The organism is Acidaminococcus sp. (genome assembly GCF_057597765.1).
Genome location: NZ_DBMBXK010000001.1, coordinates 130,733 through 155,041 on the forward strand (window position 1 = coordinate 130,733; position 24,309 = coordinate 155,041).

Below are 24,309 nucleotides of genomic sequence, written 5' to 3' on the forward strand. Positions count from 1 at the left end.
CCAAAAAAGGCCCGTGGACATCTGTCACCGGGCCAAAAGGGCCAGGGCCCTTCCAATATTGGCTCTGGCTTCTTCCCGGAGGGCACGGATCTGTTCCCGTCCCTGCCGGCCGTCAGAGTTCCAGAGTTTTTCGGCCATGGCCGTCAGTTCTTCCGCCGTCACCTGGCCGATGGTATCCACCACCGTCCCCTTCATGCCATCCACGAACCGGTCCACCTTGGGGTCATAGGAAATGGCCATAAAGGGAACGTCGTTGATGGCGGCAAACACCAGGGCGTGGAGCCGCATGCCGATCAGCAGATGGAGACAGCTGATCAGGTCCTGGTATCCCTGGGTGGAACATTTCTGGTCCAGGATGAACACATCCCGGCGGTTTTCCATAGCCTCCGCCACCTGATTGGACAGTTCCCCGTCCGCCGGGAACTGGAGGGGCACAAAGACAATCTGGGCCTGGAACCGCTTTTTCAGTTCATCCGCCGCCCGGGCAAATTCCCGTACGAACCGTTTTTCTCCCTTCCAGTGCCGGAGGGCAAAGCCCACCAGAGGCCGGGAAGGATCCACCCCCAGTTTTTCCAGGAGCCGGAGGCCCTCCTGTTTCCGGCCTTCCGGAAGGGAGAACACCGCATCGCTGGTCACATGGATGGCGGCAGGATCAAAGCCCATGGATTTCAGATCATCCAGGGACCCGTCGTCCCGGACGGTGATCAGATCCGCCTGCCGGCACACCAGCCGGGTAAGACGGCGGCTGAACCAGCCCCGGATGGGGCCGATGCCCTGGGCAAACAGCATGATTTTCTTCCCCATGACCGCCGCCAGGGCAATCAGGGAAAGATAATAGTAGAGGCTCAGCCGGCTGGTCACGTTCTGGAGCAGGCTGCCGCCTCCGGAAAGGAGCAGATCCGTCCCGGCCATGGCCCGGCAGATTCCAGGCAGGTCGAACCGATGGACCGCCTTCACCGGATGGAGCCGGGCGGTGACTTCCGGATTCCCGGAGATCACCGTCAGCTCCACCTGGGGATCCTGCTGTTTCAGGCTGGTTACAATGGCCGTGAGCATGGCCTCGTCTCCGGCATTGGAAAACCCGTAATAGCCGGAAATCAGGATCTTACCCAAAGGGATTCCTCCTCTTTGCACAGAACGCTGCCACATGGGGATACGCCAGGGCGAAGATGGCAAGGGCAATAAGCCCGGCCACCAGCCCCACTCCGTATCCGTCCAGGGCCCGTACATAACTCATGAGAATGGGCGAACGCATGTGGGCAAAGGTCTGGACGGCACTGCCCTGGCCGATGGCGGCCTCGGTGACGCACAGTCCGTAGAACCAGGTGGGCAGCTTTTTCCAGGCAGCCCAGGCGGCCAGGAAAAAGGCCGGATGGCCGATCATGAATTCCTTTTCCCGGGGCCGGGCCCACATGGTCTCTTCCAGGAAGAACCGGAGCTTCTGCTCAATGGCAGGCACCGGCACCCCGGCCGTATGGCCGCTGCGGCCGATGAACACCCAGGCCACAAAGGCGAAGATGCCCAGGATGCACAGGGCCTTCAGGTTCAGAGGCTGGTTCAGGAAGCCCAGCACCCGGCGGAAAGGCTTCCGCCAGTCTTCTCCCTGCTGCCACAGACCATGGGTCCGGAGGAACAGCAGGCAGGTCAGGACCACCGGCAGCATGAAGGTGGCCTTTACCCCCCGATAAATATCCATTTCCAGCAGGAACCGGGTATCGCTGAGTATGCCTCCCACCATGGATGCCCCGATCAGGGACAGGACGATGGTTTCAAACAGATGGACACAAGTCCGGAGAGCCAAAGCCCCCAGGCTGCCCCGGGATCCGTTTTTCCGCCAGATCCCCATCATCCGGTGCATGCTCAGCACCGGGAAGATCACCGCAGCCCCAAAGGCCACGCCCTGACGGGCCAGGAGCCCCAGGGGGCCGGCAAAAAGGCCGGCAGTCACCAGCACCCCGAAAATGCCCGTGGCTTTGACATAATGCTTTTCAGGGAGTACCCCCAAAAGCAGGAAATACAGGCACCAGGCGGCGGCCAGGGAGAAGGCCATGGGAATGTACCACAGCCGGCTGGGCTGGTATACCTTGTAAATATCCGCCGGCCCCGTGGCAAAGCCCTTGCTGGCCACATCCCTGGTCACCCGGTCCACATAGTCCAGGTTGGTCTGGAGCAGGGTCTTGTTGTCCCGGGGAGTCAGGAAGGTCTTGATGTAGTTCACCCGGATGTTCCGTTCCTCATCCGCCAGGGACCAGCGGCGGAAGGCATCGAACACCTGCATTTTCCGCTGTTCCGCATCGGCGATCACATAGGTCCGGGCCACCTGATAGTTGGCCAGTCTGGCCAGTTCGGTCATCCCTTCCAGTTTTACGAACTGGAGCTGGGTGACCCCTTCCACCATACCCATGGTAATGTGCCGCTGGAGCAGGTTTTTGGCCACCAGAGGCAGGTACTTGTTGTTCCCCAGCATCTGTTTGCCGCTGCCGATGATCAGGCTCACTTTGGCCCCGCTGTCATCCAGCCGGCGGAAGAAGGCGTTGATCTGTTCCTCTTCGCTGGCGGCGGCTGCGGTATACCGTTCACAGTAGTTGGTGGGACGGATGGCCACCATGAAGCCGTTCTTCGTCACATCCTGGAGCTCATCGGTGGACGGCCCCAGGTCCATTTCCCGGACGCCCCGTTCGTCCCCGGCAATGGGGTTCTTGCTGATGATGGTATCCCCGTCGAACCGGAGGATCAGGGGAGAGGCATTCAGTTCCACGATCCGTTCTTTCCCGAACCGGAGCCGGATGTCCTCTTCTGCTTCCTTCAGGGCCCGTTCACTGGTCCCGGCGGAAATGTACAGGGCATCCACCATAAAGTCCGGATTGTCCACAATGGCCTGCCATTCCGGACGAAGCTGCTGGACCCGGGCCAGTTCCAGGAGCTGGGCCCCGGTGAGCACATTCACGGACCCTTTCTGGGCCAGTTTGTCCAGGCTGGTGTCGAACACTGTCAGGGTGGTCACCCCCCGGTCCAGGAACTCCTTGAACACCTGCTCCTTGGGAACTCCTTCCTCCTGGGCCATGCGCACCAGGCTGTTGTATTCCATGACCGTTTCAATGGTTTTGTTGGCCCGTTCCACCTGGATCCGCTGCCAGTTCAGGCACAGGGAAGCGGCCAGTCCCAGGCCCACCAGGGCCAGGAACAGTTTCTGATAGGTTTTCATGGTGTCAGACCACCTCTCAGTGTTTCAGGCTGCGGAGATAGGCTTCCACAAACAGGTCCAGATCCCCGTCCATCACCGCCTGGATGTTGCCGGTTTCCGCTCCCGTCCGATGGTCCTTCACCATGGTGTAGGGCTGGAACACATAGGACCGGATCTGGCTGCCCCATTCGATGGCCTGGTAATCCCCGGCGATTTCGCTAATCTTTTTGTCCTGGATGGCCTTTTCATATTCATACAGTTTGGCACGGAGCAGGGCCAGGCAGCGTTCCTTGTTCTGGAGCTGGCTCCGTTCGTTCTGGCACTGGACCACGATCCCGGTGGGAAGGTGGGTCATCCGGACAGCGGAAGAAGTCTTGTTGACGTGCTGTCCGCCGGCACCGCTGGCCCGGTAGTAGTCCACCCGCACATCGTCCATGTTCAGGTTCACTTCCACGGTTTCGTCCAGTTCGGGCATTACATCCACTGCGGCAAAAGAGGTGTGCCGCCGGGCGTTGGCATCGAAGGGAGAGATCCGCACCAGACGGTGGACCCCCTTCTCGCTTTTCAGGAACCCGTAGGCATTGTGTCCCTGGATGGTAAGGGTGGCGCTTTTCACCCCGGCTTCTTCCCCGGGGAGTACATCCAGCAGTTCCACGGAGAATCCCTTCCGTTCCGCATACCGGGTGTACATCCGCAGCAGCATGTTGGTCCAGTCCTGGGCTTCGGTGCCGCCGGCCCCGGCATGGAGGGTCAGGATGGCGTTGTTGGCGTCATACTGGTCGCTGAGGAGCATGCCCAGTTCCAAGTCCGCCAGGGTCTTCCGGGCGGTTTCCACTTCGCTTTCGATTTCACTCTGGAGGCTGTCGTCCTTTTCCTCCATGGCCATTTCCCAGAGGGTCTCCACGTCTTCCAACTTCTGGTTCAGCCCGTGGTAGGTCTCCACTTCGCTTTTCAGGTTGTTGGCTTCCTGGGCCACGGTCTGAGCCTTGTCCGGATCATCCCAGAACCCGGGCGCCGCCATCTGGTGTTCCAGGTCTTCGATCCGCTCTTCCTTCTGGGCAATCTTCAGACCGCCCTTCAGTTCTTCCAGTTTATCTTTCAATTGGGTGATTGCCGGTTTCAGTTCTTCCAGTAACAAGATTTTCCAGCCCTTTCTTTTCGTAATGGTAAAATGGGAAAAACGAAGCCGGGTTTCCCCAGCTCCGTTTGGTGCATCCGTTTTTGTCTCCCCCAGCGGGGATTCGGGGAATGCTGTCCCCGGGCGCTCTTACTGCCGGGGAGCCCCTGCCGGCTTTCCTTCCCCGTGGATTTCCGCAGGAGTCTGAGCACCTTCCGCCGTACCGTCCACATTGGGGTTATTCACGGAAGCGTTGGACAGGTGGTCTTCCACCGTAGGCTGGGTCACCACGTTCACCCGGTACATGTACCGGACCACATCGTCCACAATGGCTTCCTTCATGCCTTCGAACATGTCGTAGGCTTCAAATTTGTATTCCACCAGAGGATCCCGCTGGCCGTAGGCCCGGAGCCCGATTCCTTCCCGGAGGGCATCCATGGCATCCAGGTGTTCCATCCAGTGGGTATCCACCACCTTCAGCATCACCAGGTTTTCCAGTTCCCGCATAATGGGAGCGGTGATGGCGGTTTCCCGTTCGTCGTAGTAATCGTGGGCCACCTTGTGGAGATGTTCCTCCAGTTCTTCCCGGCTCATGTTGGCCAGTTCGTCAGCCTTCAGGCTGCCCTGAGGTGCATAGAATTCCTCTGCGTATTTGATCAGGGAAGGAATGTCCCAGTCCTCGCTGTAGGCTTCTTTGGGAGCGTACATATCCATGGTCCGGTCCACAATGTGGTCCGCCATGCCCAGGACCGTTTCCTTCAGATCGGCCTTTTCCAGGATCTTCCGGCGCTGGTCGTAGATGACTTCCCGCTGTTCGTTCATCACATCGTCATATTCCAGCACGTGTTTCCGGATGTCGAAGTTCCGGCTTTCCACTTTCTTCTGGGCGTTTTCGATGGACCGGGTCACCAGCTTGTGTTCGATAGGTTCGTCTTCGTCCATCCCCAGCTTGTCCATGATCCCGGAAATGTTGTCAGAACCGAACAGCCGCATCAGGTCGTCTTCCAGAGACAGGTAGAAACGGGTGGAACCCGGATCCCCCTGACGGGCGCAGCGGCCCCGGAGCTGATTGTCGATCCGGCGGGATTCGTGCCGTTCCGTACCGATGATGTGGAGACCGCCCAGTTCGGCCACCCCTTCGCCCAGGGTGATATCCGTACCACGGCCGGCCATGTTGGTGGCAATGGTCACGGCCCCCATCTGGCCGGCATCTGCCACGATCTCCGCTTCTTTTTCATGATACTTGGCGTTCAGCACATTGTGCTGGATGCCCTTTTTCTTCAGCATGGCGGACAGTTCCTCGCTCTGGGCGATGGAAGTGGTCCCCACCAGCACCGGCCGGCCTACGGAATGGAGTTCCTCAATGGCCTTCACCACAGCCCGGTACTTGGCTTTCTTGGTTTTGTAGATCACATCCGGGTAGTCGATCCGGATATTGGGTTTGTTGGTGGGCACCACGTAGACGCTGAGCCCGTAAATCTTCTGGAATTCCTGTTCTTCCGTCTTGGCGGTGCCGGTCATGCCGGACAGCTTGTCGTACATCCGGAAGTAGTTCTGGAAGGTGATGGTGGCCAGGGTCTGGCTTTCCCGTTCCACCTTCACATGTTCCTTGGCTTCGATGGCCTGGTGCAGCCCTTCGGAATACCGGCGGCCGTACATGAGCCGGCCGGTGAATTCATCCACGATGATGACTTCCCCGTCCTTCACCACATAGTCCCGGTCCCGGATCATCAGTGCCTTGGCCTTCAGGGCTTCCATCAGCTGATGGGACAGATCCGTGCCGTTTTCCGGGTCGTACATGTTCTTTACGCCCAGGAGTTTTTCCGCCTTGGCGATACCGGCTTCGGTAGGAGCCACGGTCTTGAGCTTTTCATCTACGGTGTAGTCTTCTTTTTCCTTGAAGTTCTTCACCACATCCGCCATGATGTTGTACAGATCCGTGGATTTTTCCCCGGGACCGGAAATGATCAGAGGCGTACGGGCTTCATCGATGAGGATGGAGTCCACTTCGTCCACGATGGCATAATGGAGGGGCCGCTGGACCATCTGATCCAGGGACACCACCATATTGTCCCGGAGGTAGTCGAACCCGAATTCGTTGTTGGTGCCGTAGGTGATATCCGCTGCATAGGCTGCCTTCCGGGCGGGGAAATCCATGTCGTGGACAATCAGCCCCACGCTCATCCCCAGGAACCGGTACACCCGGCCCATGTCTTCACTGTCCCGGCGGGCCAGGTAGTCGTTGACGGTGACCACATGGACCCCTTTGCCTTCCAGGGCGTTCAGGTAAGCCGGCAGGGTGGCCACCAGGGTCTTCCCTTCACCGGTACGCATTTCGGCGATGTTCCCCCGGTGGAGGATGCAGCCCCCGATCAGCTGCACATCGAAATGACGCAGCCCCAGCACCCGGCGGGAGGCTTCCCGGACCACGGCAAAAGCTTCCGGCAGCAGGTCATCCAGGGTTTCTCCTTTGGTGAGCCGCAGCCGGAATTCCTGGGTCTTGGCACAGAGGCGGGCATCGCTGAGCCCGGCCATTTCCGGTTCCAGCGCATTGATTTTATCCACATAGCCCTGGCAGACCTTCAATTCTTTCTTATTGGGGTCACCAAAGACCAGTTTCATCAGGTTTTCCAGCAAGTATATCACTCCTCAGTTCTTGTAAGCGCTCCAGGCGCAAATTACCACTATGAATCCATTTTTTAATTGTAGCAAATGCGTATATGAAAGTCAAAAAGAGTCGGGGCAAACGCCCCGGCTCTTTGTAAAAATTTCTTGAATTTACGGGATAACCCAGTTTTCGGAAAAGGTTCAGGCCATTTCCGGATTAATCAGGCCGTAATCCCCGCTTCTTCTCCGGTATACAATGGCGATTTTTTCCGTTTCCGCATTGAAGAAAATGAAGAAATCGTGGTTCAGCATGTTCATCTGCATAATGGCTTCCTGGACGCCCATGGGCCGCATGGCGTAATTCTTGGTACGGGCTACCTTGAATTCCCCGGTTTCTTCCGGTACATCTTCACTGTCTTCTGGCAGCGGAGCCGGTGCCGCATCCTTGAAGTTGCTGTATTTCCGTTTCATCAGGCGGGTCTTGTATTTATGGATCTGCCGTTCGATTTTTTCCACGCACTGGTCAATGGATGCATACATATTTTCAGAAGTTTCCTGGGCTCGCAGTACGATGCCGCTGGCAGGAACCGTGATTTCAACCGTATGTTTGCCTTTTTCCACCCGCATTACCGCGGTGATCTCACCTACCGTCTTGAACTGTTTGGTAATGGTCTGCACGCGTTTTTCCACGTAATCTTTTAATGCCTGGGTGACCTCGATGTTTTTACCACGAACTTTTACTGCCATAATAACTACCTCCTCACCAATGGGACATTTCCCATCGTTGTTATTATACATATTCTACAACTCTTCGGAAATCCCTGCAAAAGAAAATAAAAAAATGTAAATTTTTTTGATAAAAAGAGGCTGCCGCACAGGCAGCAGCCCCTCTCTTACAGGATTTTGGACAGGAAATTCCGGGCCCGTTCGTTTTTGGGATGGGCGAAGAATTCGGTAGGATCTCCCTGTTCCAGGATCTTCCCGCCGTCCAGGAACAGGATCCGGTCTCCCACTTCCCGGGCAAAGCCCATTTCGTGGGTCACCACCACCATGGTCATCCCTTCCTGGGCCAGGTTCTTCATAACATCCAGTACTTCGTTGATCATTTCCGGGTCCAGGGCGGAAGTGGGCTCGTCAAAGAGCATGGCCTTGGGCTTCATGCACAGGGCCCGGGCAATGGCCACCCGCTGCTGCTGGCCCCCGGACAGGCTACCGGGATAGGCGTCGGCCTTGTTCAACAGGCCCACCTTGTCCAGGTACAGCTTGGCCTTTTCCACCGCTTCTTCCTTCTTTTCGTGGCGGACGATCATGGGAGCCAGGATCAGGTTGTCCATCACCGTCATGTGAGGGAACAGGTTGAACCGCTGGAACACCATCCCCACTTCTTTCCGCACTTCGTTGATGTTGGCTTCCCCGTTGAGGGGGATCCCGTCAAAGGTAATGGAGCCGGCCGTAGGCACTTCCAGATAGTTCAGGCACCGGAGAAAGGTACTTTTCCCGCCGCCGCTGGGGCCGATGACCACCACCACTTCCTGTTCGGCAATGGTCACGTCGATGCCCTTGAGCACCTCGTTGTCCCCATAGCTTTTCCGGAGGCCCTCCACTTTAATCATTTCACTGTTCATCTTTCTTGTACCGCCTTTCCAGGACGCCTACCAAACGGGCCACCGCAAATGTCATAATGAGATAGATGATGGCCACGCTGAGCCAGATTTCAAAAGAGGCATAGGTCCGGGCAATGATCAGCTGGCCCCGGCGGGTCAGTTCTTCGAACCCGATGACGGACACCAGGGAGGAGTCCTTCAGCATGGCGATGAATTCGTTGCCCAGAGGCGGGATGATCCGCTTGAAGGCCTGGGGCAGGATAATGTGGCGCATGGTCTGCCACCAGGTCATGCCCAGGCTCCGGCCGGCTTCCATCTGTCCCTTGTCGATGGATTCGATGCCGCCCCGGAAGATTTCCGCCACATAGGCCCCGGAGTTGATGGAGCAGGCGGAAATGGCAGCCACATAGGCATCCACCCGGTGATGGATTAGGGCCGGCAGGGCAAAGTACACCAGAAAGATCTGGACCAGCAGGGGGGTGCCCCGGAGAAAGGTCACATAGATATCGCCTAAAATGCGCAGGGCCCTGATGCCGCAGAGACGGATCAGGGACACCACTACGCCGATGAAGAGCCCCAGGCCCACACTGGCCGCTGTGATTTCTACAGTAATGCCTGCCCCGGCAAGCAGCAGGGGCAGGGATTCCTTCATGATTTCAAAATTCATGCATTCTCTTCCTTTTCCAGAAACCGCTTATTGAGCGGCTTTGGCATCTTTGCCGAACCATTTGGTGTAGATCTTGTCATATTCACCGTTTTTCTTCAGTTCAGCCAAAGCCTTGTTGAAGTCGGCAGCCAGTTTGCTGTCCTTCTTGAAGGCAAAGCCGTAGGATTCCGCATCCATGGTATCCCCTACGATCTTGTCCTTGTCCTTGCCTTCCTTGGTCAGGTAGTACTGGGCCACAGGCTTGTCGATGATCACCGCGTCAACCCCTTTGTTTTCCAGTTCCAGGAAGACTTCCGCATTGGTGTTGAAGGAAGTCACTTTGGCGCCGGGAACCTTGGCGGCCTTGTCAGCACCAGTGGTGCCGATCTGTACGGCGATCTTCTTCCCTTCCAGGTCTTTGATGCTCTTCACATCGTTGTTGTCCTTGGTCACTACCACTACCAGACCGGAAGTGTAGTAGGGATCAGAGAAGGTCACGGCCTTTTTCCGTTCGTCGGTGATGCTCATGCCTGCGGCCACCGCATCGATGTTGCCGGAGTTCAGGGCCGGGATCAGGGCATCGAAGCCCATGTTCTGGATTTCCACTTTTTTGCCCAGCTGTTTGCCGATGGCCCGGGCCAGGTCCATATCGAATCCGGCGAATTCCTTGGAATCTTTTTCCTGGAATTCGAAAGGAGCAAAGGTGGGTTCGGTCCCTACTTTGATCACTTTCTGGTCATTGGCAGCCTGTTTGGTATCGCTTCCGCAGCCGGCCACGGCCAGCATCAGAGCAGCCAGTACGCACATTACAGCAGAGATTTTTTTCATAATCTTCCCTCCATCTTCATAATGTAATCATTATACAGCGTTGCGTATGTTTATACAACCGGTTTTCGAGAAAAAGGGGCTGCCGCATACGCAGCAGCCCCGTCACCAGCCTCTAGTCACTAGTCTCTGGCTTTTGGAAATCAATTGTACCAATTGATTTTGAATTTGTTTTTCAATGCCAGCAGAGCTGGCTTCCCCCGGCCATTGACAATTGACCACTGACCATTGACAATCTCTTATTCCGCCTTGAACCACTTGTCGTAAATCTTCTGGTATTCTCCGTCTTTCTTCAGTTCAGCCAGGGCTTTGTTCAGCTTGTCGCAGAGTTCTTTGTTTTTCTTGGCAGTGGCGATGCCGTAGAAGTCGCCTTTCTTGGGGGTCCCCACGCTCTTGGCGTACTGGCTGCCCCCCTGTTTCAGGAAGTACTGGAGCACCGGCAGATCGCTGATCACCGCATCGGCGCCGCCGTTTTTCAGTTCCAGGCAGGCCAGGTCGGAGGAATCGAAGGTCTTGACCTTGGCTCCTTCAATGGTTTCCGCATATTTGGCCCCGGTGGTGCCCAGCTGGACGGCAATGGTCTTGCCCTTCAGATCATCCAGACCCTTGATGGCATCGTTATCCTTTTTCACCACGGCCATCAGACCGGATTCATAGTAGGGATCGGTGAAGTTCACTTTCTGTTTCCGGGCATCGGTGATGCTCATGCCAGTGATGGAAACGTCGATGTTCCCGGATTCCAGGGACGGGATCAGTCCGTCAAAGGCGATGCTCTTGATGGTCACCTTTTCATAACCGGCTTTTTTGGCCAGAGCATTGATCAGGTCGATGTCGAAGCCCTGGACCTTGCCGTCCTTCTTGTCGGTAAATTCAAAAGGAGCAAAGGAAGGGTTGGTCCCCACCACCAGTTCCTTTTTGTCAGTGGCTTTTTTGTCGGCGGTGCCGGAGCCCCCGCCGCATCCTGCTGCGGCCACGCACAGCATCAGCCCGGCCAGGATTCCAGCAAGCATCTTCATTTTCTTCATAAATATTCCTCCTCATTTGGCCCATATACTGGCTATTTCGTTATTTGATGGATAAATTATACATCTTTATTTATTTTTATTCAACAAGAAATTCGCATCCGCCAGAATTTCCCACACTTCCGGCTCTTCCAGACCTTTCCTCCAGTAGGCGCTGCCGGCCAGGTTGTACCGGCTGATCAGGGCGTTCTTCAGGGCCAGGCTCCGGGCATCTTCCTGCCATACCCGATGGAGCACCCCCTGTTCCCGGTATTCAAAATAATACTGGGCTTCCTCGCTGCGCCAGGCAGGCACCAGGCCCTTTTCAGCGATCAGCTTCCGGGCTCCGGGCATAGAAAGGGTTTTGGCGCTGACCATTCCGTTTTCTTCTTTCCAGTCCCGCATGTAGAGAGGCATCCCCAGCACCAGTTTTTCCGCCGGCACTTCTTCCAGGGTCTTCCGGATTCCCCGTTCCACCCAGGGCAGGCTGGCTACAGAGCCGGCTACTTTGGACAGCCGGTGGTGTTCATCGTAGGCCATGAGCATTACATAGTCCACCTGTTCGCTGAGGGCCTTCCGGTCATAGCACCGGGACCAGTTCCCGTTGTCAGAAGGCACGGTCACGTCTATGGATACCGTGTACCCTTCCTGGCGGAGGGGCCCTGCGATTTCTCCCACAAAGGCGGTGAGCCGGTCGCTGTCTTCTGCCCGGATGTTCTCGAAATCCAGGTTGATGCCGTCCAGCTGGTACTTTCGGGCCAGGGCCAGGAGCCCTTCTGCTGCATTTTTCCGGCCGGCCGGATTGTCCAAAAGCCCGTGGGTCAGGTCCGGGTCGAACCCGTTGGTAATAAGGGCCCACACCCGGTATCCCTTGGCATGGGCCTGGGGCGCATAGTCCAGGGAGGCGTTCTTTTCTTCCATATTCCCATCCGTATCCCGGATCACGAACCAGCTGGGAGAAAGGACGGTGATCCCGGGAAGCTTCTTCTCCCTGGCCAGGGTGGAAGGCTTTTCTCCCGGAGCCTGCCAGTCCCACACCAGCCCCACTGGCCCTTCCACCTTCCGGGGACGGTAAGGTTCCTGGACCGGGGGATTTTTCCCCTTCTCCGGTCCCGCCGGTTCTGGAGTCCGGGCACAGGCGGTGCCCGTAAGGGTCATCAGGCAAAGGCAGAAAATACAGATCCATCGTTTGTCCACACGATCTCCTCCTCACTGTTTTGTGGGGCATCGGATCAGCGTCCCCACGGTACCCAAGGTACCGTTTGATTGCCGCCAGCCCCCTCTTCACTCTTCCCTGCTGTTACGGCTTCAGGTTCCCCTTCTCCACATTCCTGTCAATGATGGCCTGGACGGCCTGGGCGATTTTTTCGCTGCCTTCGTGGGTCCGGGCATTCCGTTTTTCCACCTGCTGCCGGCCCACCTGGTGGAGCCGCCAGTCTTTTCCGTTGTTGGCGTCATTGAGAAGGATGGGCTGGAAATTGTCCAGGGCATGGGCATACCGGGCTTCCGGGGTGTCTCCCCGGTCGAATTCCTCAAACAGGTCCCGGAATTCCCGGGCCTGGTCTTCCGGCAGCAGTCCGAAAATCCGGTCCGCCGCCTTTTCCTCCCGTTCCCGCTGGGTCTTCACCGCATCCGGGTCGTAGGCATAGGTGTCCCCGGCATCGATTTCCACCACATCGTGGAGAAGGATCATCAAAAGGGTCCGGGCCAGGTCAAAAGGTTCGTTGGCGTATTCCTTCAATAAACAGGCCATCACCCCCATATGCCAGGCATGTTCCGCATCGTTTTCCTGCCGCCGGTATCCGGTCAGATGGGTCTGCCGGAGAATGATCTTTTCCTTGTCCAGCTCCAGGATGAACCGGAGCTGTTTGGCAAAACGTGAATCGTCATTCATACTGTTTCCATTCCTCCCTTGCAAATGGTGCTTTAAAATTTATTATATCATGGAAAAGAAGACAGGCACCCGAATTATGGTAACCCTGCCCACTCACGCCGCTCAGGCGGATTCCATCGGCTATTCCTTTGTAAAAACCGCCGAAGACATGGAACGACTCCAGCAGGAACTGCACCAGCGAGTTCAAGGGGTTGAAAAGAGCAAAAAAGTATAGAAATGGAGGCCAGACGCGGCAGCGTTTGGCCTCTGACAATACGGGATTCCCTGCGTCCTCTCACCACAATCCCAGCACTTGTTGCAGAGCCAGGCTCACCACAGTGATGCCAATCCAGCAGCATCCTCCCAGAAGAATGGGTTTGCCGCCAGTGCGGATCAGTTTCACAAGGTTACTGTTCAGCCCTATGGCAGCCATGGCCATAACGATGAGAAACTTGCTCAGGGTCTTCATGGGGGCAAACAGGGTGGCTGAAATGCCCATTTGGAGGGCCAGGGTGGTGACCAGGGACGCCAGGATAAAATACAGCACAAACACGGGAACAGCCTGGGCCAAACGGAACTTTTTCCCGGCCGCCGCTTCTTTCTTCCCGTAATACAGGGACAGGCCCAGAGTAATGGGGATAATGGCCAGGGTCCGGGTAAGCTTCACCGTCACAGCCTTGTCCAGGGTAGCGGTCCCCAGGTTCCACATGCTGTCCCAGGTGGCTGCGGCCGCAGTTACAGAGGAAGTGTCATTCACCGCCGTGCCTGCAAAGATCCCGAACCCTTCCCCGCTGGTGGTGCTGAATCCCAGTGCCGACCCCAGGAGGGGGAACAGGATGGCCGCCAGTACGTTGAAGAAGAAGATGACGGAAATGGCCTGGGCCACTTCTTCATCATCCGCATGGATGGCCGGAGCCGCGGCGGCAATGGCGGATCCCCCGCAGATGGAAGACCCCACCCCCACCAGAGTGGAGATTTTCGTGGGGATGTCCATAAGCCGGTGGAGTCCATAGGCCAGCACCAGGGAGGTGGTAATGGTAGCCAGGATAATGGGCAGGGACTGTTTCCCCGTAGCCGCCACCACATGGAGATCCAGCCCGAATCCCAGGAACACCACTGCCGACTGGAGGATGATTTTGCTGGTCCACTGGATACCCGGAGCCGCCGCCCCTTTCTCCTTCCAGAACAGGGTAATGACCATCCCCAGGAGAATGGCAATCACCGGTCCTCCCACCACCGGGAAATGCTGCCCCAGCAGCCAGGACGGCAGGGCAATGGCCAGACAGGCCAGGATTCCTTTTCCTCTTTTTTCCATCAGTAACTTCCTCCTTCACTTCAAAGCATCTTGTTGTATTATAGATGCTCTATTTAAAAAGCGGAAATTATGGTTTATAATGAACCCATAAAATACCCTTATGGAGGAACTGATGGATACCCAGCTGCGCACTTTTTTGACGGTCTGTGAAACCATGAACTTCACCCAGGCGGCCCGGAAACTGTTCCTGACCCAGCCGGCGGTTTCCCAGCACATCCACACCCTGGAAAAGAAATACGGGCTGCCTCTTTTTGCCCACCGGGGCCGGAACCTGGAACTGACCCCTGCCGGAAAGACCCTGGCCGCCTACGCCCGACTGCTCCAGACCGATGAGGCCCTGCTGGTCCGGAAGATGGAAGCCTGTCAGCAGGGTGTCCGCCGTCTCACCTTCGGGGTGACCCTTACCATCGGGGAATACGGCATTGCCCGGCCGGCAGCCCAGTATCTGAAGGCCCATCCGGAGGTGGAACTGACCCTGATTTTCGGGAATACCCGGGAACTGCTCCAGCAGCTGGACCGGGGGACGTTGGATTTTGCCCTGGTGGAAGGGTACTATCCTCCGGACTCCTATGACCACCTGCTGTTCCGGCTGGAACCGTTCGTCCCGGTATGCGCCGCCCGGCACCAGTTTGCCCGGGAGCCCCAGCTGTGCCGGGATCTTCTGCCGGAACGGCTGCTGGTCCGGGAACCTGGTTCCGGGACCCGGAACATCCTGGAACGGAACCTGGCCCTCCAGGGCATTACCCTGGACCAGTTCGCCCACCGGGCCCAGGTGGGAAACATGCACGCCCTGATCCAGCTGCTGGAAGAGGACTGCGGCATCACTTTCCTGTACCGGATTGCCGTAGAAAAAGAGGCAGCCGCCGGTCGGGTCCGGCTGCTGCCTCTGAAAGATTTTTCCATGGTCCACCCTTTTGATTTCATCTGGCCCAAAGACAGCCTCTTCGCTCCGGAAATCCGGGTCATCTGTCAGGAACTGATGGAATCCAAAGGGAATTCTCCCTATTCTTCTTTGACCAGACGGTTGTAAAGCTCCCGTTTGGGCACTTTGTAAGCCTTGGCCACCTGGGCCAGGGCTTCTTTTTTGTCCGTACCCCGGGCCATCAGGTCTTTCACTGCCTCCAGCGGGTCCCCCTGGGGCTCCTGTTTTTCCATTTTTCCCTGTTCCACCACCAGGACGAATTCTCCCCGGGGAGGATTTTCCAGCAAATGCTGGCGGCAGGTGGAAATGGTCCCCCGGAAGAACTCTTCGTGGAGCTTGGTAAGTTCCCGTCCCAGGGTCATTTTCCGGTCTCCCCACACTTCCTCCATGTCCTGGAGCACGTCCAGGATCCGGTGAGGGGCTTCATACAGTACCAGGGTAGCCGGGATATGCTTCCATTCCTCCAGCTTTTCCTTCCTGTTTTTCCGGCTTTTGGGCAGGAAGGCCCCAAAAAAGAAGGGAGTGCTGGGGAGCCCGGAAGCCACCAGGGCCGTGAGGCAGGCATTGGCCCCCGGCACCGGAACCACCGGGATCCCGGCAGCAATGGCCTGCTGGGCGATCATCTCTCCCGGGTCCGATATCCCCGGAAATCCGGCGTCAGTGACCAGGGCGATGTTTTTCCCTGCCTCCAGGGCTTCCAGCAGCACCGGCCCCTGTTTTTCCTTGTTGTGTTCATGGTAGCTGATCAGCTGGCCGTGGATTCCGAAATGGGTCAGCAGCTGCCGGGTATGCCGGGTATCTTCCGCGGCGATCAGATCCACCTCCTGGAGCACCCGCACCGCCCGGGGAGTCATGTCTTCCAGGTTCCCGATGGGAGTGGCGCACAGGTACAGGGTCCCTTTATTATTTTCCATGGGTTTCGTCCCCTTTCAATGCATAATAGGCCAGTGTTTCCCGGCTGTAGGAACCGTCCGGATCGTACATGCACAACGGGGGCAGCACTTCCAGTCCGGGCTTCCCCCCTTTGACGAATTCCGCCAGGAAGATCCAGGCCGGCCGGTCCACATAGGCATGGACCCACTGAAGCCGTTTCAGTTCCAGCTGGTACCGGATCCCCAGCTTCACCGCGTCGGTGAACCGTTCCGGCAGCTGGACCAGAGCGAACCGGCCCCGGGTCTTCAGGGACCAGGCGGCGGCCGCAAAAAAATCCTCCAGGGTGGTGCCTGTTTCATGACAGGCGGCTTGACCCACCTGACGCCGCCGTCCCCCGATCCGGTAGGGCGGATTGGCCGCCACCAGGTCCAGGGCATCGCAGGGCAGCTGGGTCCGGTATTCCCGCAAATCGCACACCCGGCCCTCCACCCGGTGTTCCAGATGGTTTTCCCGGATACTCCGCTGGAACAGATCCACCACATGGGGATTCACATCCACCCCCAGCACCTTTTCCGCTCCCCGGTTGGCCAGAAGCAGGCTCACCGCCCCGGTGCCGCAGCCCAGTTCCAGGGCCTTGGCCTTCCGGACCAAGTGGGGAAAAGCGGCCAGGAACACCGCATCCGTGGTAAAGCAGAATTCCCGGCTGTCCTGCCAGATCCGGGTGGTCCCGTCCGGCAGGCAGTCCAGCCGTTCCGTATTTTCCATTACTTCTCCGCCCGGGAGGATTCCACGATCTCATCCCAGGAGACCACCACCCGGTTCCCCGGGGACAGTTCCACCGTCACGGTCTGTTCCCGGCGGCTGATGGTCATGACCATCCCTTCCCCGCTGGGGGTCACCACTTTCATCCCGGGACGGGGCACCATGGGCCGGGGTTCCTTTTTCTTTTCCCGTTTCTTGCAGCAGTTGCCGCAGTACATGTCGCTTTCATATTTCAGGCAGCACAGGAGCCGGCCGCAGATTCCGGAGATCTTGGTGGGATTCAGGGACAGGTTCTGTTCTTTGGCCATTTTGATGGACACCGGCTCGAAATCCCCCAGGAAGGTGGAGCAGCACAAAGGACGGCCGCAGCAGCCGATGCCTCCCAGCATCTTGGCTTCGTCCCGGACCCCGATCTGCCGCAGCTCGATCCGGGTGCGGAACACCGCCGCCAGATCCTTCACCAGTTCCCGGAAATCGATCCGGCCGTCGGCGGTGAAATAGAAGATGATCTTGCCCACATCAAAAGTGTATTCCACGTTGACCAGACGCATTTCCAGCTTCCGGGCAGCGATTTTTTTCTCACAGATCACAAAGGCTTCTTTTTCTTTCCGGTGGTTTTCCGCCACTTTCCGGGCGTCGGCTTCCGTAGCCTTCCGGATCACCGTTTTCAGAGGAGAGACGATCTTGCTGTCCTCCACTTCCTGCCGGGGAATCACCACTTCCCCGTATTCAATGCCCCGGGCGGTTTCCACAATGGCATGGTCTCCCTTTGCCAGGTTGTAGTTCCCCGGGGAAAAATAATAGATCTTCCCGGCCCGTTTGAACCGGATTCCAACGATGGTTACCATTTTTTCTCCTTTATTCCAGCATTCCATGGAGTTCCAGTGCCAGAGCCTCCACCGCCATCCGGCGGGTCACAAAGGACGCCAGGGCCCGGCGGCACTTTTCTTCCAGTTCCAGGGCCTGACGGAGCATTTTCTCCGACCAGCCTGCAAAACACAGGCCCAGCCTCTGGCGCAGATCTTCATTGTACAAAACCTGGGGCAGCCCGCTTTCCAGGATCAGACCGTCCCGTAACAGGAGGAGCAGCAGCTCCATGAGCACCAGGCTCTCCTGCCGGTCGTTTTTCAGCATCCAGGGCAGACTGTCCGCGTAGACCAGGATATCTTCCCGGCCCGCCTGTTCCAGCAGGTCCAGGATGTTTTCCCGCAGCTTCAGGGCATCCAGCCGGAACCAGGTCAAGGCCTTGCCGGCAGAGCCTCCTGCCAGCCGGGCCAGCACCGGCAGTTCCCGGCGCCATTTGGCCTCCACCTGGGCCAGGTCCTCCTCAGCCATATCTTCCGGACGGTCCCCTTCTCCCAGACGGATGGATGCCAGCACCTGTTCCGTCTCTTCCATGGAAAGAGGATCGAACCGGAGCTCCATCACCCGGGACCGGATGGTGGGCAGCAGTTTCTCCCGGTCGTCCGCCACCAAAAGGAACAGCCAGTAGTCCGGGGGCTCCTCCAGCAGCTTCAGCAGGCTGTTCTGGGCCTCTTCCCGGAGAGTATGGGCCTGATCAATGAGGCACACCTTGTACCGGGACAATACGGGCCCGAAGGCGGCACTGGCCGCCAGCTGATGGATGGCCTCCACCCCGATGGTCCGGCTTTTGCCCCCGGGCTCCACCTGGATGAAATCCGGATGGCTGTCACTGTCCATGGCCCGGCAGCTCCGGCAGGTGCAGGGAGCCAGGGGATCTTCCAGGCACAGGAAACTTTTGGCGAAGGCCCGGGCCATTTTTTTCTTCCCGATGCCTTCCGGCCCGCACAGCAGCAGGGAAGGCGTCTTCCGGGCCCCTTTGAGCATGTTCTCCAGGAAGGTTTTGTTGGTTTCATGTCCGATGATGGATTTCCACATGGCTTTCCCCTTCCTGCCCGGTTATACCCATTTTTCCAGTTTCCGGATGATTTCCTCCGTCACCACTTCCGGTTCCCGGAGGGCATCCACCACCAGTATCCGGTCCGGTTCCTCCTGGGCCAGTTGGAGATAGCCCGCCCGGATCCGGTCCTGGAATTCCAGTCCCTGGAGTTCGAATTTATCCACGGTGCCCCGGTCTTCCCGGCGTTTCACCAGTTCCCGGGGATCCCCGTCCAAAAGCAGGGTCACATCCGGCCGGAGGCCCCGGGTGGCAAAATCGTTCAGCTTCCGCAGCTGGGCCAGATCCATGTTCCGGAGGATGCCCTGGTATACCAGGGTGGAATCGCTGAACCGGTCGCAGAGCACTACCTGCCCCGCCTCCAGAGCCGGCCGGATGGCCTGGGCCACATGATCCGCCCGGGCGGCCAGCTGGAGCAGGGTTTCCGTTTCCGCGGAAAGATCCAGAGCCGGATCCAGCACCAGTTCCCGGATATTTTCCGCCGTAGGGGTCCCTCCCGGTTCCCGGGTGATCAGCACCTCCCGGCCGTAAAGCCGGAACCAGCGGGCCAGCTGCTGGGCCTGGGTGGTCTTGCCGCCTCCGTCCGGCCCTTCCAGGGTAATGAACAATCCTTGTTTCTTCATATCAGTACCTCGATCTGCTGGAGAGAGCTGTCCCGGGGACCGCTCACCAGCAGTTTTCTTTCCTGCATTTCCCGGCAGTACCGGATCAGTTCTCCGGTGATCCGCTCTCCGGGCATCACCAGAGGGATTCCCGGAGGATAGAAGCTGATGGTCTCTCCGGAGATCAGCCCTGCCGCCTTTTCAAAATCCACCGGTCTGTGGCCGGCAAAGAACGCCTCCCGGGGGAGCTTCACCATTTCCGGCAGCGCCGCCACCGGAGGCACAGGCTTCAGGTCCCGTTCCGGCTTCCGGATGGCTTCCAGCACCTGACAGAGGGTCCGGCCCATTTTTTCCAGTTCCGGTCCCTCATCAGCGTAGGTCACCAGCAGCAGTACATGGTCTTCGTCCACCAGTTCCACTGCGATGCCCGCCTGCCGGAGGGCATCCGCCGCTTCCGGACCGGTGACCCCCAAAGCGCTGACCTGGAGAGTGATCTTCCCCGGATCCAGGGCGGCCACGCCTCCCTGGCCCACCAGTTCCTGTTCCAGGACAGGAAGGCCGGGCACCTGGTGGAGCATCCGGCGGAGTACACCGGCTGCCCGTACCGACGCTTCTCCCATGGCTTTCCCTTGCTCTGCCAGCTGGGCCTGGGCTGCATCCAGGGCTCCCATCAGAAGATAGTTGGGGCTGGTGGTGGTCACCAGGCTCATGGCTCCTTCCATGGCTTCCGGAGAGATCCGGTCATAACGCACCTGGAGCAGGCTGCACTGGGTCATGGCCCCCACGATTTTGTGAGTGCTCTGGGCTGCTGCATCGGCACCGGATTCCATGGCACCGGGAGGCAGCTGGTCCGTGAACCCCAGATGGGGTCCGTGGGCCTCGTCCACCAGCAGCAAGGCGCCGTGGGCGTGGGCAATGTCTGCGATTTTCCGGGTTTCCGCCGCCAGGCCGAAATAGTTGGGGGTGGTCAGGAACACCGCCTGGATGGAGGGGTCCTTTTCCAGGGCCTCTGCCACCTGTTCCGGCGTCACCTGGAGAGTAAGCCGCCACTGGGGATCATAGGCCAGCTGTACATACACTGGATGGAAACCTCCCAGCACCAGGGCTCCCAAAACGCTCCGGTGGCTGTTCCGGGGGATCAAAATCTTATCCCCCGGTTTCAGGGCTCCCAGCAGCATCCCGTGGATCACCCCAGTGGTGCCGTTTACGCCCAGAAAGCACCGGTCCGCCCCGTAAAGCCGGGCCGCCAGTTCTTCCGTTTCCCGGATGCACCCTTCCGGGTGATGGATGTCGTCCAGTTCCGCCATCAGGGACACGTCGCTGGCAAGAGCCACGTCCCCCACCAGATGGCGGAGTGCCGGATCCGCTCCCCGTCCCCCTTTGTGACCGGGGGTATGGAGAGGATATACATGTTGAAGACGGTAGTTTTCCACTGCCGTCAGTAAAGGTCTTTTTGCATTCATGATTTCACTCCTTGGCAATATCTTATTGTACCATATGGGGGGAAGAGGGGAAAGTGCGGAGTAGCAGGATAAGTGGGTAAGTGATTAAGTGGTTGGGTGGTTGGCCGAAGGCCTGTGTCCCCCTGAAAGGGGGAAAGGCCCCGTGCTTGCACGGGCAGAGGGTTTCCCGGAGGGCAAGTATGTCTTTTTCGAAGAAAATGGCGCAAATTTTACCAATTTTTAACAAGATCTTTGCAGAATCTTATTGTGTTTTTCTGAAAATAAGGTCATAATGTAACAATAAGAATTATTTTCTGGCAACAAGGAGGTTCTTTATGCGTGATTTGAATATTATCCGCTCGAAAAAAGGCTTTATCAGTGATATGGACGGTGTGATCTACCATGGCAGCACCCTGCTGCCTGGTGTTAAGGAATTCGTGGCCTGGCTCCAGAAGGAAAAGAAACAGTTCCTGTTCCTGACCAACTCCAGTGAACGGTCTCCCCTGGAACTGCGGAAAAAGCTCCAAGCCATGGGACTGGACATCGAAGAAAGCCACTTTTACACCAGCGCCCTGGCCACGGCCCATTTCCTGAAGACCCAGGCCCCCGGCTGCTCCGCCTACATCATCGGGGCCCATGGGCTGATGAACGCCCTGTATGACGCAGGCATCACCTACAACGACGTGAACCCGGAATATGTAGTAGTGGGCGAAACCAACGGGTACAATTATGAAATGATCATCAAGGCCACGGAGCTGATCCACAAGGGGGCCAAGCTCATCGGTACCAACAGCGACATGACCGGCCCCAGCGACCGGGGGATCATCCCGGCCTGCCGGGCTCTCATCGCCCCCATCGAACTGGCCACCGGGAAAAAGGCCTATTTCATCGGCAAACCCAACCCCCTGATGATGCGCACCGGCCTGAAACGGCTGGGAGTCCATTCGGAAGACGCGGTGATGATCGGGGACCGGATGGATACGGATGTGATCGGCGGGGTGGAATCGGGCATGGAAACGGTGCTGGTGCTCACCGGGGTCTCCAACCGGGAAAACATCAAGCAGTTTTCCTATCAGCCCCATTACATCCTCAACGGTATCGGGGATCTGGTACCAGAGAAATAAGGGGCTGCCTGAGCAGCCCCAGTCGCGGGCCACGAGCCGTGACTGGAGACCGAAGGCGGCTGTAAAAAATAATTTTTCATTTTTTACAGCCGCCTTTTTTAGGCACAAAAAAACCTGCCCACAGGCAGGTTTTGATTTTGAATGGCGGAGTGGGAGAGATTCGAACTCTCGCGGGGTTTAACCCCCCTAACGATTTAGCAAACCGTCCTCTTCAGCCACTTGAGTACCACTCCGTTTGAATCAGCTGACTTGTTTATAATACACGATTTGCTGGTTTCTGTCAACAGTTTTTTTAGAGGGGATATGGCAGGGCAAATACCCGGCATTTGCCTTCCATCGGCCATTGACAATTAACCATTGACAAAAATGGGCGCCGGAGCGCCCATTTTTTTACTTAAACCACTTGTCATAAATCTTCTGATATTCCCCGCTCTTTTTCAGTTCTCCCAGAGCTTTGTTCAGCTTGTCGCTGAGCTCTTTGTTCTTTTTGGCGGTGGCGATGCCGTACATGTCCCCTTTGGTGGGTTTTCCCACCATCTTGGCATATTCGCTGCCCCCCTGTTTCAGGAAGTACTGGAGCACCGGCAGGTCACTGATTACCGCATCGGCTCCCCCGTTCTTCAGCTCCAGGCAGGCGGTATCGGAGGTATCAAAGGTCTTTACCGTAGCCCCTTCGATTTTCCCGGCGGCGTCAGCCCCGGTGGTCCCCAGCTGGACGGCGATGGTCTTCCCTTTCAGGTCCTCCAGGCTCTTGATGGCGTTGTTGTCCTTCCGGACCACGGTGGCCAGACCGGATTCATAGTAAGGATCCGTGAAGTTCACCTTCTGTTTCCGGGCATCGGTGATGCTCATGCCCGCAATGGCCACGTCGATGTTGCCGGCGTCCAGGGCAGGGATCAGGGCATCGAAGCCCATGCCTTTCACCGTGACTTTCTCAAACCCGGCCTTTTTCCCCATGGCCTTGATCAGGTCCAGATCGAACCCGGTCAGCTCTCCGCTCTGTTTGTCCGGGAATTCAAAGGGCGCAAAGGAAGGTTCCGTCCCTACGATCAGTTCCTTCTTCTCCGCCGGCTTGGTTCCGGCAGTCTGGCTGCCTCCGCAGCCCAGGGTTCCCATCAGTGCAGCGAACAGGCAGATCGCAGCTAGAATCTTTTTCATAATTATTCCTCCCTCATTCAGCCCTTTCCGTATTGTATGGCTTTGATTGGGATTAATTATACGACTCTATGTATTATTATGCAACAGCTTTTTAATAAAAATACAAAAAACAACTCAGCTGACCTGGTTTTCGCCCCCACACCCGCCTGCTGGAAGGTTCGCTCCTAAGCCTCATGCTCCCCACTACTGCTTCTCTCGCTTTTCGCGGCAGGACTTACTTCTAAGCTGCACCGTGCTCACAATGGCTTTTCATTGCTTACGTGGATCGTTTTGCCTGCAACTGGCATCGACTTGCAACCACAGACCTGAGTTGTTTGTTCTATTATAAAAGCCGGGGAAAACTTTGGCAACCGGAAATTCACAAAGGAGCGGTTTTAGTGTATACTGAAAGCGGATAGAAATCTCAAGCAAAGGTCGAATTCTCATGATCACCATTCCCCAATTCCTGGATTTTCCCACGGATACCGACACCACGGAAATCGTACAGGGGTTCCTGAAACTGCTGGAACTGAAAAGCCACGGGCTCTTTCTCCACAGCCAGCAGGTGGCCAACTATGCGGCTGCCACGGCCATCAAAATGGGGCTGCCTCTCAACGAGGTCGGCTGCATCAAAACGGCGGCCCTGCTCCATGATATCGGGCAGTTGTCCATCCCCAACACCATCCTGGCCAAATATCCCTATTTCAATATCCGGGAACGGGCGGCCTACCGGCGGCACTGTGAAGCCGGGGCCAGCATGGTGGAAAATATCCCGGCCTTTGCCCATATCATGAAGATCATCCTCCACCACCACGAAAACTGGGACGGCAGCGGCTACCCCAAACGGCTGAAGGGAGTCAATATCCCCATCGGCAGCCGGATCATCGCCGTGGCCAATTTCTACGACCGGAAATGCAATCCCTGCACCCGTCAGTGGCAGATCGCCGGCTGCAAAAGCCCCCAGGTGATCCGGGATCTGGCCGGGATCCAGTTCGACCCGGATGTGGTCCAGGCCTTTTTCGCCTCCATTGCCAATCATTAAGAAAGCACAACCGGACCTCCGGTTTGCCCATAAATCTTTTTGAGGAGTACACACCCATGAAAAACTTTACCGTAAAGACCCAGGGAACCTGTGCCCGCCAGATTGAATTCGGTCTGGAAGACGGCAAGCTCCACAATATCCATTTCCAGGGAGGCTGCCCCGGCAACCTGTCCGCCATCAGCAAACTGCTGGAAGGCGCCGATGCCCGCCATGCGGTGGAACTGCTGAAAGGCAACACCTGCGGGGATAAAGCCACCTCCTGTGCCGATCAACTGGCCAAAGGTGTGGAAGAAGCGTTGAAGGAAGAATAAGAAA

24 protein-coding genes and 1 tRNA gene are annotated in these 24,309 nt (G+C 57.3%); 5 read left to right on the forward strand and 20 right to left on the reverse strand.

The window, feature by feature from the left end; genetic code table 11:
* Nucleotides 1–24 precede the first annotated feature (24 nt).
* From csaB to ACZOF8_RS00695, 11 genes are all read right to left on the reverse strand, one after another.
* The gene (csaB, locus tag ACZOF8_RS00645; protein ID WP_022488371.1) at nt 25–1,113 is read right to left on the reverse strand and encodes a polysaccharide pyruvyl transferase CsaB; all 1,089 of its coding nucleotides are present in this window, start codon (nt 1,111–1,113) and stop codon (nt 25–27) included.
* Entirely contained in the window at nt 1,106–3,205 is a 2,100-nt protein-coding gene (locus ACZOF8_RS00650; RefSeq protein ID WP_487426460.1) for a DUF5693 family protein, read from the reverse strand. The genes csaB and ACZOF8_RS00650 overlap by 8 nt, the downstream gene beginning before the upstream one ends.
* A 16-nt stretch (nt 3,206–3,221) precedes the next feature.
* Nucleotides 3,222–4,322, reverse strand: a complete 1,101-nt coding sequence (gene prfB / locus ACZOF8_RS00655) for a peptide chain release factor 2 (protein WP_022488369.1) — start codon at nt 4,320–4,322, stop codon at nt 3,222–3,224.
* Nucleotides 4,323–4,451: 129 nt separating this feature from the next.
* Nucleotides 4,452–6,923, reverse strand: a complete 2,472-nt coding sequence (secA, locus tag ACZOF8_RS00660) for a preprotein translocase subunit SecA (RefSeq protein ID WP_353844354.1) — start codon at nt 6,921–6,923, stop codon at nt 4,452–4,454.
* Nucleotides 6,924–7,109: 186 nt separating this feature from the next.
* Nucleotides 7,110–7,655 carry a ribosome hibernation-promoting factor, HPF/YfiA family gene (gene hpf, locus ACZOF8_RS00665; protein WP_154487933.1) on the reverse strand — a complete coding sequence of 182 codons (546 nt, stop codon included), beginning with the start codon at nt 7,653–7,655 and terminating at the stop codon, nt 7,110–7,112.
* A gap of 146 nt (nt 7,656–7,801) precedes the next feature.
* Entirely contained in the window at nt 7,802–8,521 is a 720-nt protein-coding gene (locus ACZOF8_RS00670; protein WP_154487954.1) for an amino acid ABC transporter ATP-binding protein, read from the reverse strand.
* A 1-nt stretch (nt 8,522) separates the two neighbouring features.
* A complete protein-coding gene (locus ACZOF8_RS00675) occupies nt 8,523–9,179 on the reverse strand; it encodes an amino acid ABC transporter permease (protein ID WP_154487934.1) in 657 nt (218 codons plus the stop codon).
* Nucleotides 9,180–9,206: 27 nt separating this feature from the next.
* Nucleotides 9,207–9,986, reverse strand: coding sequence for a basic amino acid ABC transporter substrate-binding protein (locus tag ACZOF8_RS00680; protein WP_154487935.1), 780 nt, complete (start codon nt 9,984–9,986; stop codon nt 9,207–9,209).
* A 236-nt stretch (nt 9,987–10,222) separates the two neighbouring features.
* On the reverse strand, nt 10,223–11,008 hold the full coding sequence (locus ACZOF8_RS00685) for a basic amino acid ABC transporter substrate-binding protein (RefSeq protein WP_154487936.1): 786 nt from the start codon (nt 11,006–11,008) through the stop codon (nt 10,223–10,225).
* A 66-nt stretch (nt 11,009–11,074) separates the two neighbouring features.
* Nucleotides 11,075–12,181, reverse strand: coding sequence for a glycosyl hydrolase family 18 protein (locus ACZOF8_RS00690; RefSeq protein WP_441369070.1), 1,107 nt, complete (start codon nt 12,179–12,181; stop codon nt 11,075–11,077).
* 103 nt (nt 12,182–12,284) lie between these two features.
* Nucleotides 12,285–12,878, reverse strand: a complete 594-nt coding sequence (locus tag ACZOF8_RS00695) for an HD domain-containing protein (protein WP_154487937.1) — start codon at nt 12,876–12,878, stop codon at nt 12,285–12,287.
* Between the two features lie 49 nt (nt 12,879–12,927).
* On the opposite strand from ACZOF8_RS00695, the gene ACZOF8_RS00700 reads away from it, so the two are divergent.
* The gene (locus ACZOF8_RS00700; protein WP_154487938.1) at nt 12,928–13,092 is read left to right on the forward strand and encodes a hypothetical protein; all 165 of its coding nucleotides are present in this window, start codon (nt 12,928–12,930) and stop codon (nt 13,090–13,092) included.
* 60 nt (nt 13,093–13,152) lie between these two features.
* Here the strand turns inward: ACZOF8_RS00700 and ACZOF8_RS00705 are convergent, their stop codons facing one another.
* Nucleotides 13,153–14,172: a YeiH family protein gene (locus ACZOF8_RS00705; protein WP_022488359.1), complete on the reverse strand. Its 1,020-nt coding sequence runs from the start codon at nt 14,170–14,172 to the stop codon at nt 13,153–13,155.
* 109 nt (nt 14,173–14,281) lie between these two features.
* Between ACZOF8_RS00705 and ACZOF8_RS00710 the strand changes: the two genes are divergently transcribed.
* Nucleotides 14,282–15,202, forward strand: coding sequence for a LysR family transcriptional regulator (locus ACZOF8_RS00710; protein WP_487426477.1), 921 nt, complete (start codon nt 14,282–14,284; stop codon nt 15,200–15,202).
* On the opposite strand, the gene rsmI is transcribed toward ACZOF8_RS00710, so the two are convergent.
* From rsmI to ACZOF8_RS00740, 6 genes are read right to left on the reverse strand one after another with little or no spacing between them, the layout of a single operon-like run.
* The gene (gene rsmI / locus ACZOF8_RS00715; RefSeq protein WP_487426461.1) at nt 15,175–16,008 is read right to left on the reverse strand and encodes a 16S rRNA (cytidine(1402)-2'-O)-methyltransferase; all 834 of its coding nucleotides are present in this window, start codon (nt 16,006–16,008) and stop codon (nt 15,175–15,177) included. The two genes, ACZOF8_RS00710 and rsmI, sit on opposite strands and share 28 nt — an antisense overlap.
* Entirely contained in the window at nt 15,998–16,732 is a 735-nt protein-coding gene (locus ACZOF8_RS00720; RefSeq protein ID WP_154487939.1) for a tRNA1(Val) (adenine(37)-N6)-methyltransferase, read from the reverse strand. The genes rsmI and ACZOF8_RS00720 overlap by 11 nt, the downstream gene beginning before the upstream one ends.
* Nucleotides 16,732–17,577, reverse strand: coding sequence for a PSP1 domain-containing protein (locus tag ACZOF8_RS00725; protein WP_487426462.1), 846 nt, complete (start codon nt 17,575–17,577; stop codon nt 16,732–16,734). The genes ACZOF8_RS00720 and ACZOF8_RS00725 overlap by 1 nt, the downstream gene beginning before the upstream one ends.
* Before the next feature lie 10 nt (nt 17,578–17,587).
* Nucleotides 17,588–18,628: a DNA polymerase III subunit gene (locus ACZOF8_RS00730; protein WP_487426463.1), complete on the reverse strand. Its 1,041-nt coding sequence runs from the start codon at nt 18,626–18,628 to the stop codon at nt 17,588–17,590.
* Between the two features lie 21 nt (nt 18,629–18,649).
* Nucleotides 18,650–19,270: a dTMP kinase gene (gene tmk, locus ACZOF8_RS00735; protein WP_302575155.1), complete on the reverse strand. Its 621-nt coding sequence runs from the start codon at nt 19,268–19,270 to the stop codon at nt 18,650–18,652.
* Entirely contained in the window at nt 19,267–20,712 is a 1,446-nt protein-coding gene (locus ACZOF8_RS00740; RefSeq protein ID WP_441369069.1) for an aminotransferase class I/II-fold pyridoxal phosphate-dependent enzyme, read from the reverse strand. The genes tmk and ACZOF8_RS00740 overlap by 4 nt, the downstream gene beginning before the upstream one ends.
* A 314-nt stretch (nt 20,713–21,026) precedes the next feature.
* Between ACZOF8_RS00740 and ACZOF8_RS00745 the strand changes: the two genes are divergently transcribed.
* On the forward strand, nt 21,027–21,815 hold the full coding sequence (locus tag ACZOF8_RS00745) for an HAD-IIA family hydrolase (RefSeq protein ID WP_022488351.1): 789 nt from the start codon (nt 21,027–21,029) through the stop codon (nt 21,813–21,815).
* A gap of 142 nt (nt 21,816–21,957) precedes the next feature.
* Here the strand turns inward: ACZOF8_RS00745 and ACZOF8_RS00750 are convergent.
* Together ACZOF8_RS00750 and ACZOF8_RS00755 are read right to left on the reverse strand one after the other, a co-directional pair.
* Nucleotides 21,958–22,048: transfer RNA gene (locus ACZOF8_RS00750), tRNA-Ser, on the reverse strand.
* A 157-nt stretch (nt 22,049–22,205) separates the two neighbouring features.
* Nucleotides 22,206–22,973, reverse strand: a complete 768-nt coding sequence (locus ACZOF8_RS00755) for a basic amino acid ABC transporter substrate-binding protein (protein WP_022487091.1) — start codon at nt 22,971–22,973, stop codon at nt 22,206–22,208.
* A gap of 424 nt (nt 22,974–23,397) precedes the next feature.
* Between ACZOF8_RS00755 and ACZOF8_RS00760 the strand changes: the two genes are divergently transcribed.
* Nucleotides 23,398–23,994, forward strand: a complete 597-nt coding sequence (locus ACZOF8_RS00760; RefSeq protein ID WP_022487092.1) for an HD-GYP domain-containing protein — start codon at nt 23,398–23,400, stop codon at nt 23,992–23,994.
* 56 nt (nt 23,995–24,050) lie between these two features.
* The gene (locus ACZOF8_RS00765) at nt 24,051–24,305 is read left to right on the forward strand and encodes a TIGR03905 family TSCPD domain-containing protein (RefSeq protein ID WP_022487093.1); all 255 of its coding nucleotides are present in this window, start codon (nt 24,051–24,053) and stop codon (nt 24,303–24,305) included.
* The last annotated feature ends 4 nt before the right edge of the window (nt 24,306–24,309 follow it).

Bases quoted from the DNA above. Each gene is read 5' to 3' on its own strand.
- ACZOF8_RS00740 (WP_441369069.1), bottom strand. From the start codon at position 20,712: ATGAATGCAAAAAGACCTTTACTGACGGCAGTGGAAAACTACCGTCTT.
- ACZOF8_RS00730 (WP_487426463.1), bottom strand. From the start codon at position 18,628: ATGTGGAAATCCATCATCGGACATGAAACCAACAAAACCTTCCTGGAG.
- ACZOF8_RS00755 (WP_022487091.1), bottom strand. From the start codon at position 22,973: ATGAAAAAGATTCTAGCTGCGATCTGCCTGTTCGCTGCACTGATGGGA.
- ACZOF8_RS00700 (WP_154487938.1), top strand. From the start codon at position 12,928: ATGGAAAAGAAGACAGGCACCCGAATTATGGTAACCCTGCCCACTCAC.
- ACZOF8_RS00705 (WP_022488359.1), bottom strand. From the start codon at position 14,172: ATGGAAAAAAGAGGAAAAGGAATCCTGGCCTGTCTGGCCATTGCCCTG.
- ACZOF8_RS00765 (WP_022487093.1), top strand. From the start codon at position 24,051: ATGAAAAACTTTACCGTAAAGACCCAGGGAACCTGTGCCCGCCAGATT.
- ACZOF8_RS00725 (WP_487426462.1), bottom strand. From the start codon at position 17,577: ATGGTAACCATCGTTGGAATCCGGTTCAAACGGGCCGGGAAGATCTAT.
- ACZOF8_RS00685 (WP_154487936.1), bottom strand. From the start codon at position 11,008: ATGAAGAAAATGAAGATGCTTGCTGGAATCCTGGCCGGGCTGATGCTG.
- tmk (WP_302575155.1), bottom strand. From the start codon at position 19,270: ATGAAGAAACAAGGATTGTTCATTACCCTGGAAGGGCCGGACGGAGGC.
- hpf (WP_154487933.1), bottom strand. From the start codon at position 7,655: ATGGCAGTAAAAGTTCGTGGTAAAAACATCGAGGTCACCCAGGCATTA.
- ACZOF8_RS00760 (WP_022487092.1), top strand. From the start codon at position 23,398: ATGATCACCATTCCCCAATTCCTGGATTTTCCCACGGATACCGACACC.
- rsmI (WP_487426461.1), bottom strand. From the start codon at position 16,008: ATGGAAAATAATAAAGGGACCCTGTACCTGTGCGCCACTCCCATCGGG.
- secA (WP_353844354.1), bottom strand. From the start codon at position 6,923: ATGAAACTGGTCTTTGGTGACCCCAATAAGAAAGAATTGAAGGTCTGC.
- ACZOF8_RS00650 (WP_487426460.1), bottom strand. From the start codon at position 3,205: ATGAAAACCTATCAGAAACTGTTCCTGGCCCTGGTGGGCCTGGGACTG.
- ACZOF8_RS00745 (WP_022488351.1), top strand. From the start codon at position 21,027: ATGCGTGATTTGAATATTATCCGCTCGAAAAAAGGCTTTATCAGTGAT.
- ACZOF8_RS00695 (WP_154487937.1), bottom strand. From the start codon at position 12,878: ATGAATGACGATTCACGTTTTGCCAAACAGCTCCGGTTCATCCTGGAG.
- ACZOF8_RS00720 (WP_154487939.1), bottom strand. From the start codon at position 16,732: ATGGAAAATACGGAACGGCTGGACTGCCTGCCGGACGGGACCACCCGG.
- ACZOF8_RS00680 (WP_154487935.1), bottom strand. From the start codon at position 9,986: ATGAAAAAAATCTCTGCTGTAATGTGCGTACTGGCTGCTCTGATGCTG.
- ACZOF8_RS00675 (WP_154487934.1), bottom strand. From the start codon at position 9,179: ATGAATTTTGAAATCATGAAGGAATCCCTGCCCCTGCTGCTTGCCGGG.
- ACZOF8_RS00670 (WP_154487954.1), bottom strand. From the start codon at position 8,521: ATGATTAAAGTGGAGGGCCTCCGGAAAAGCTATGGGGACAACGAGGTG.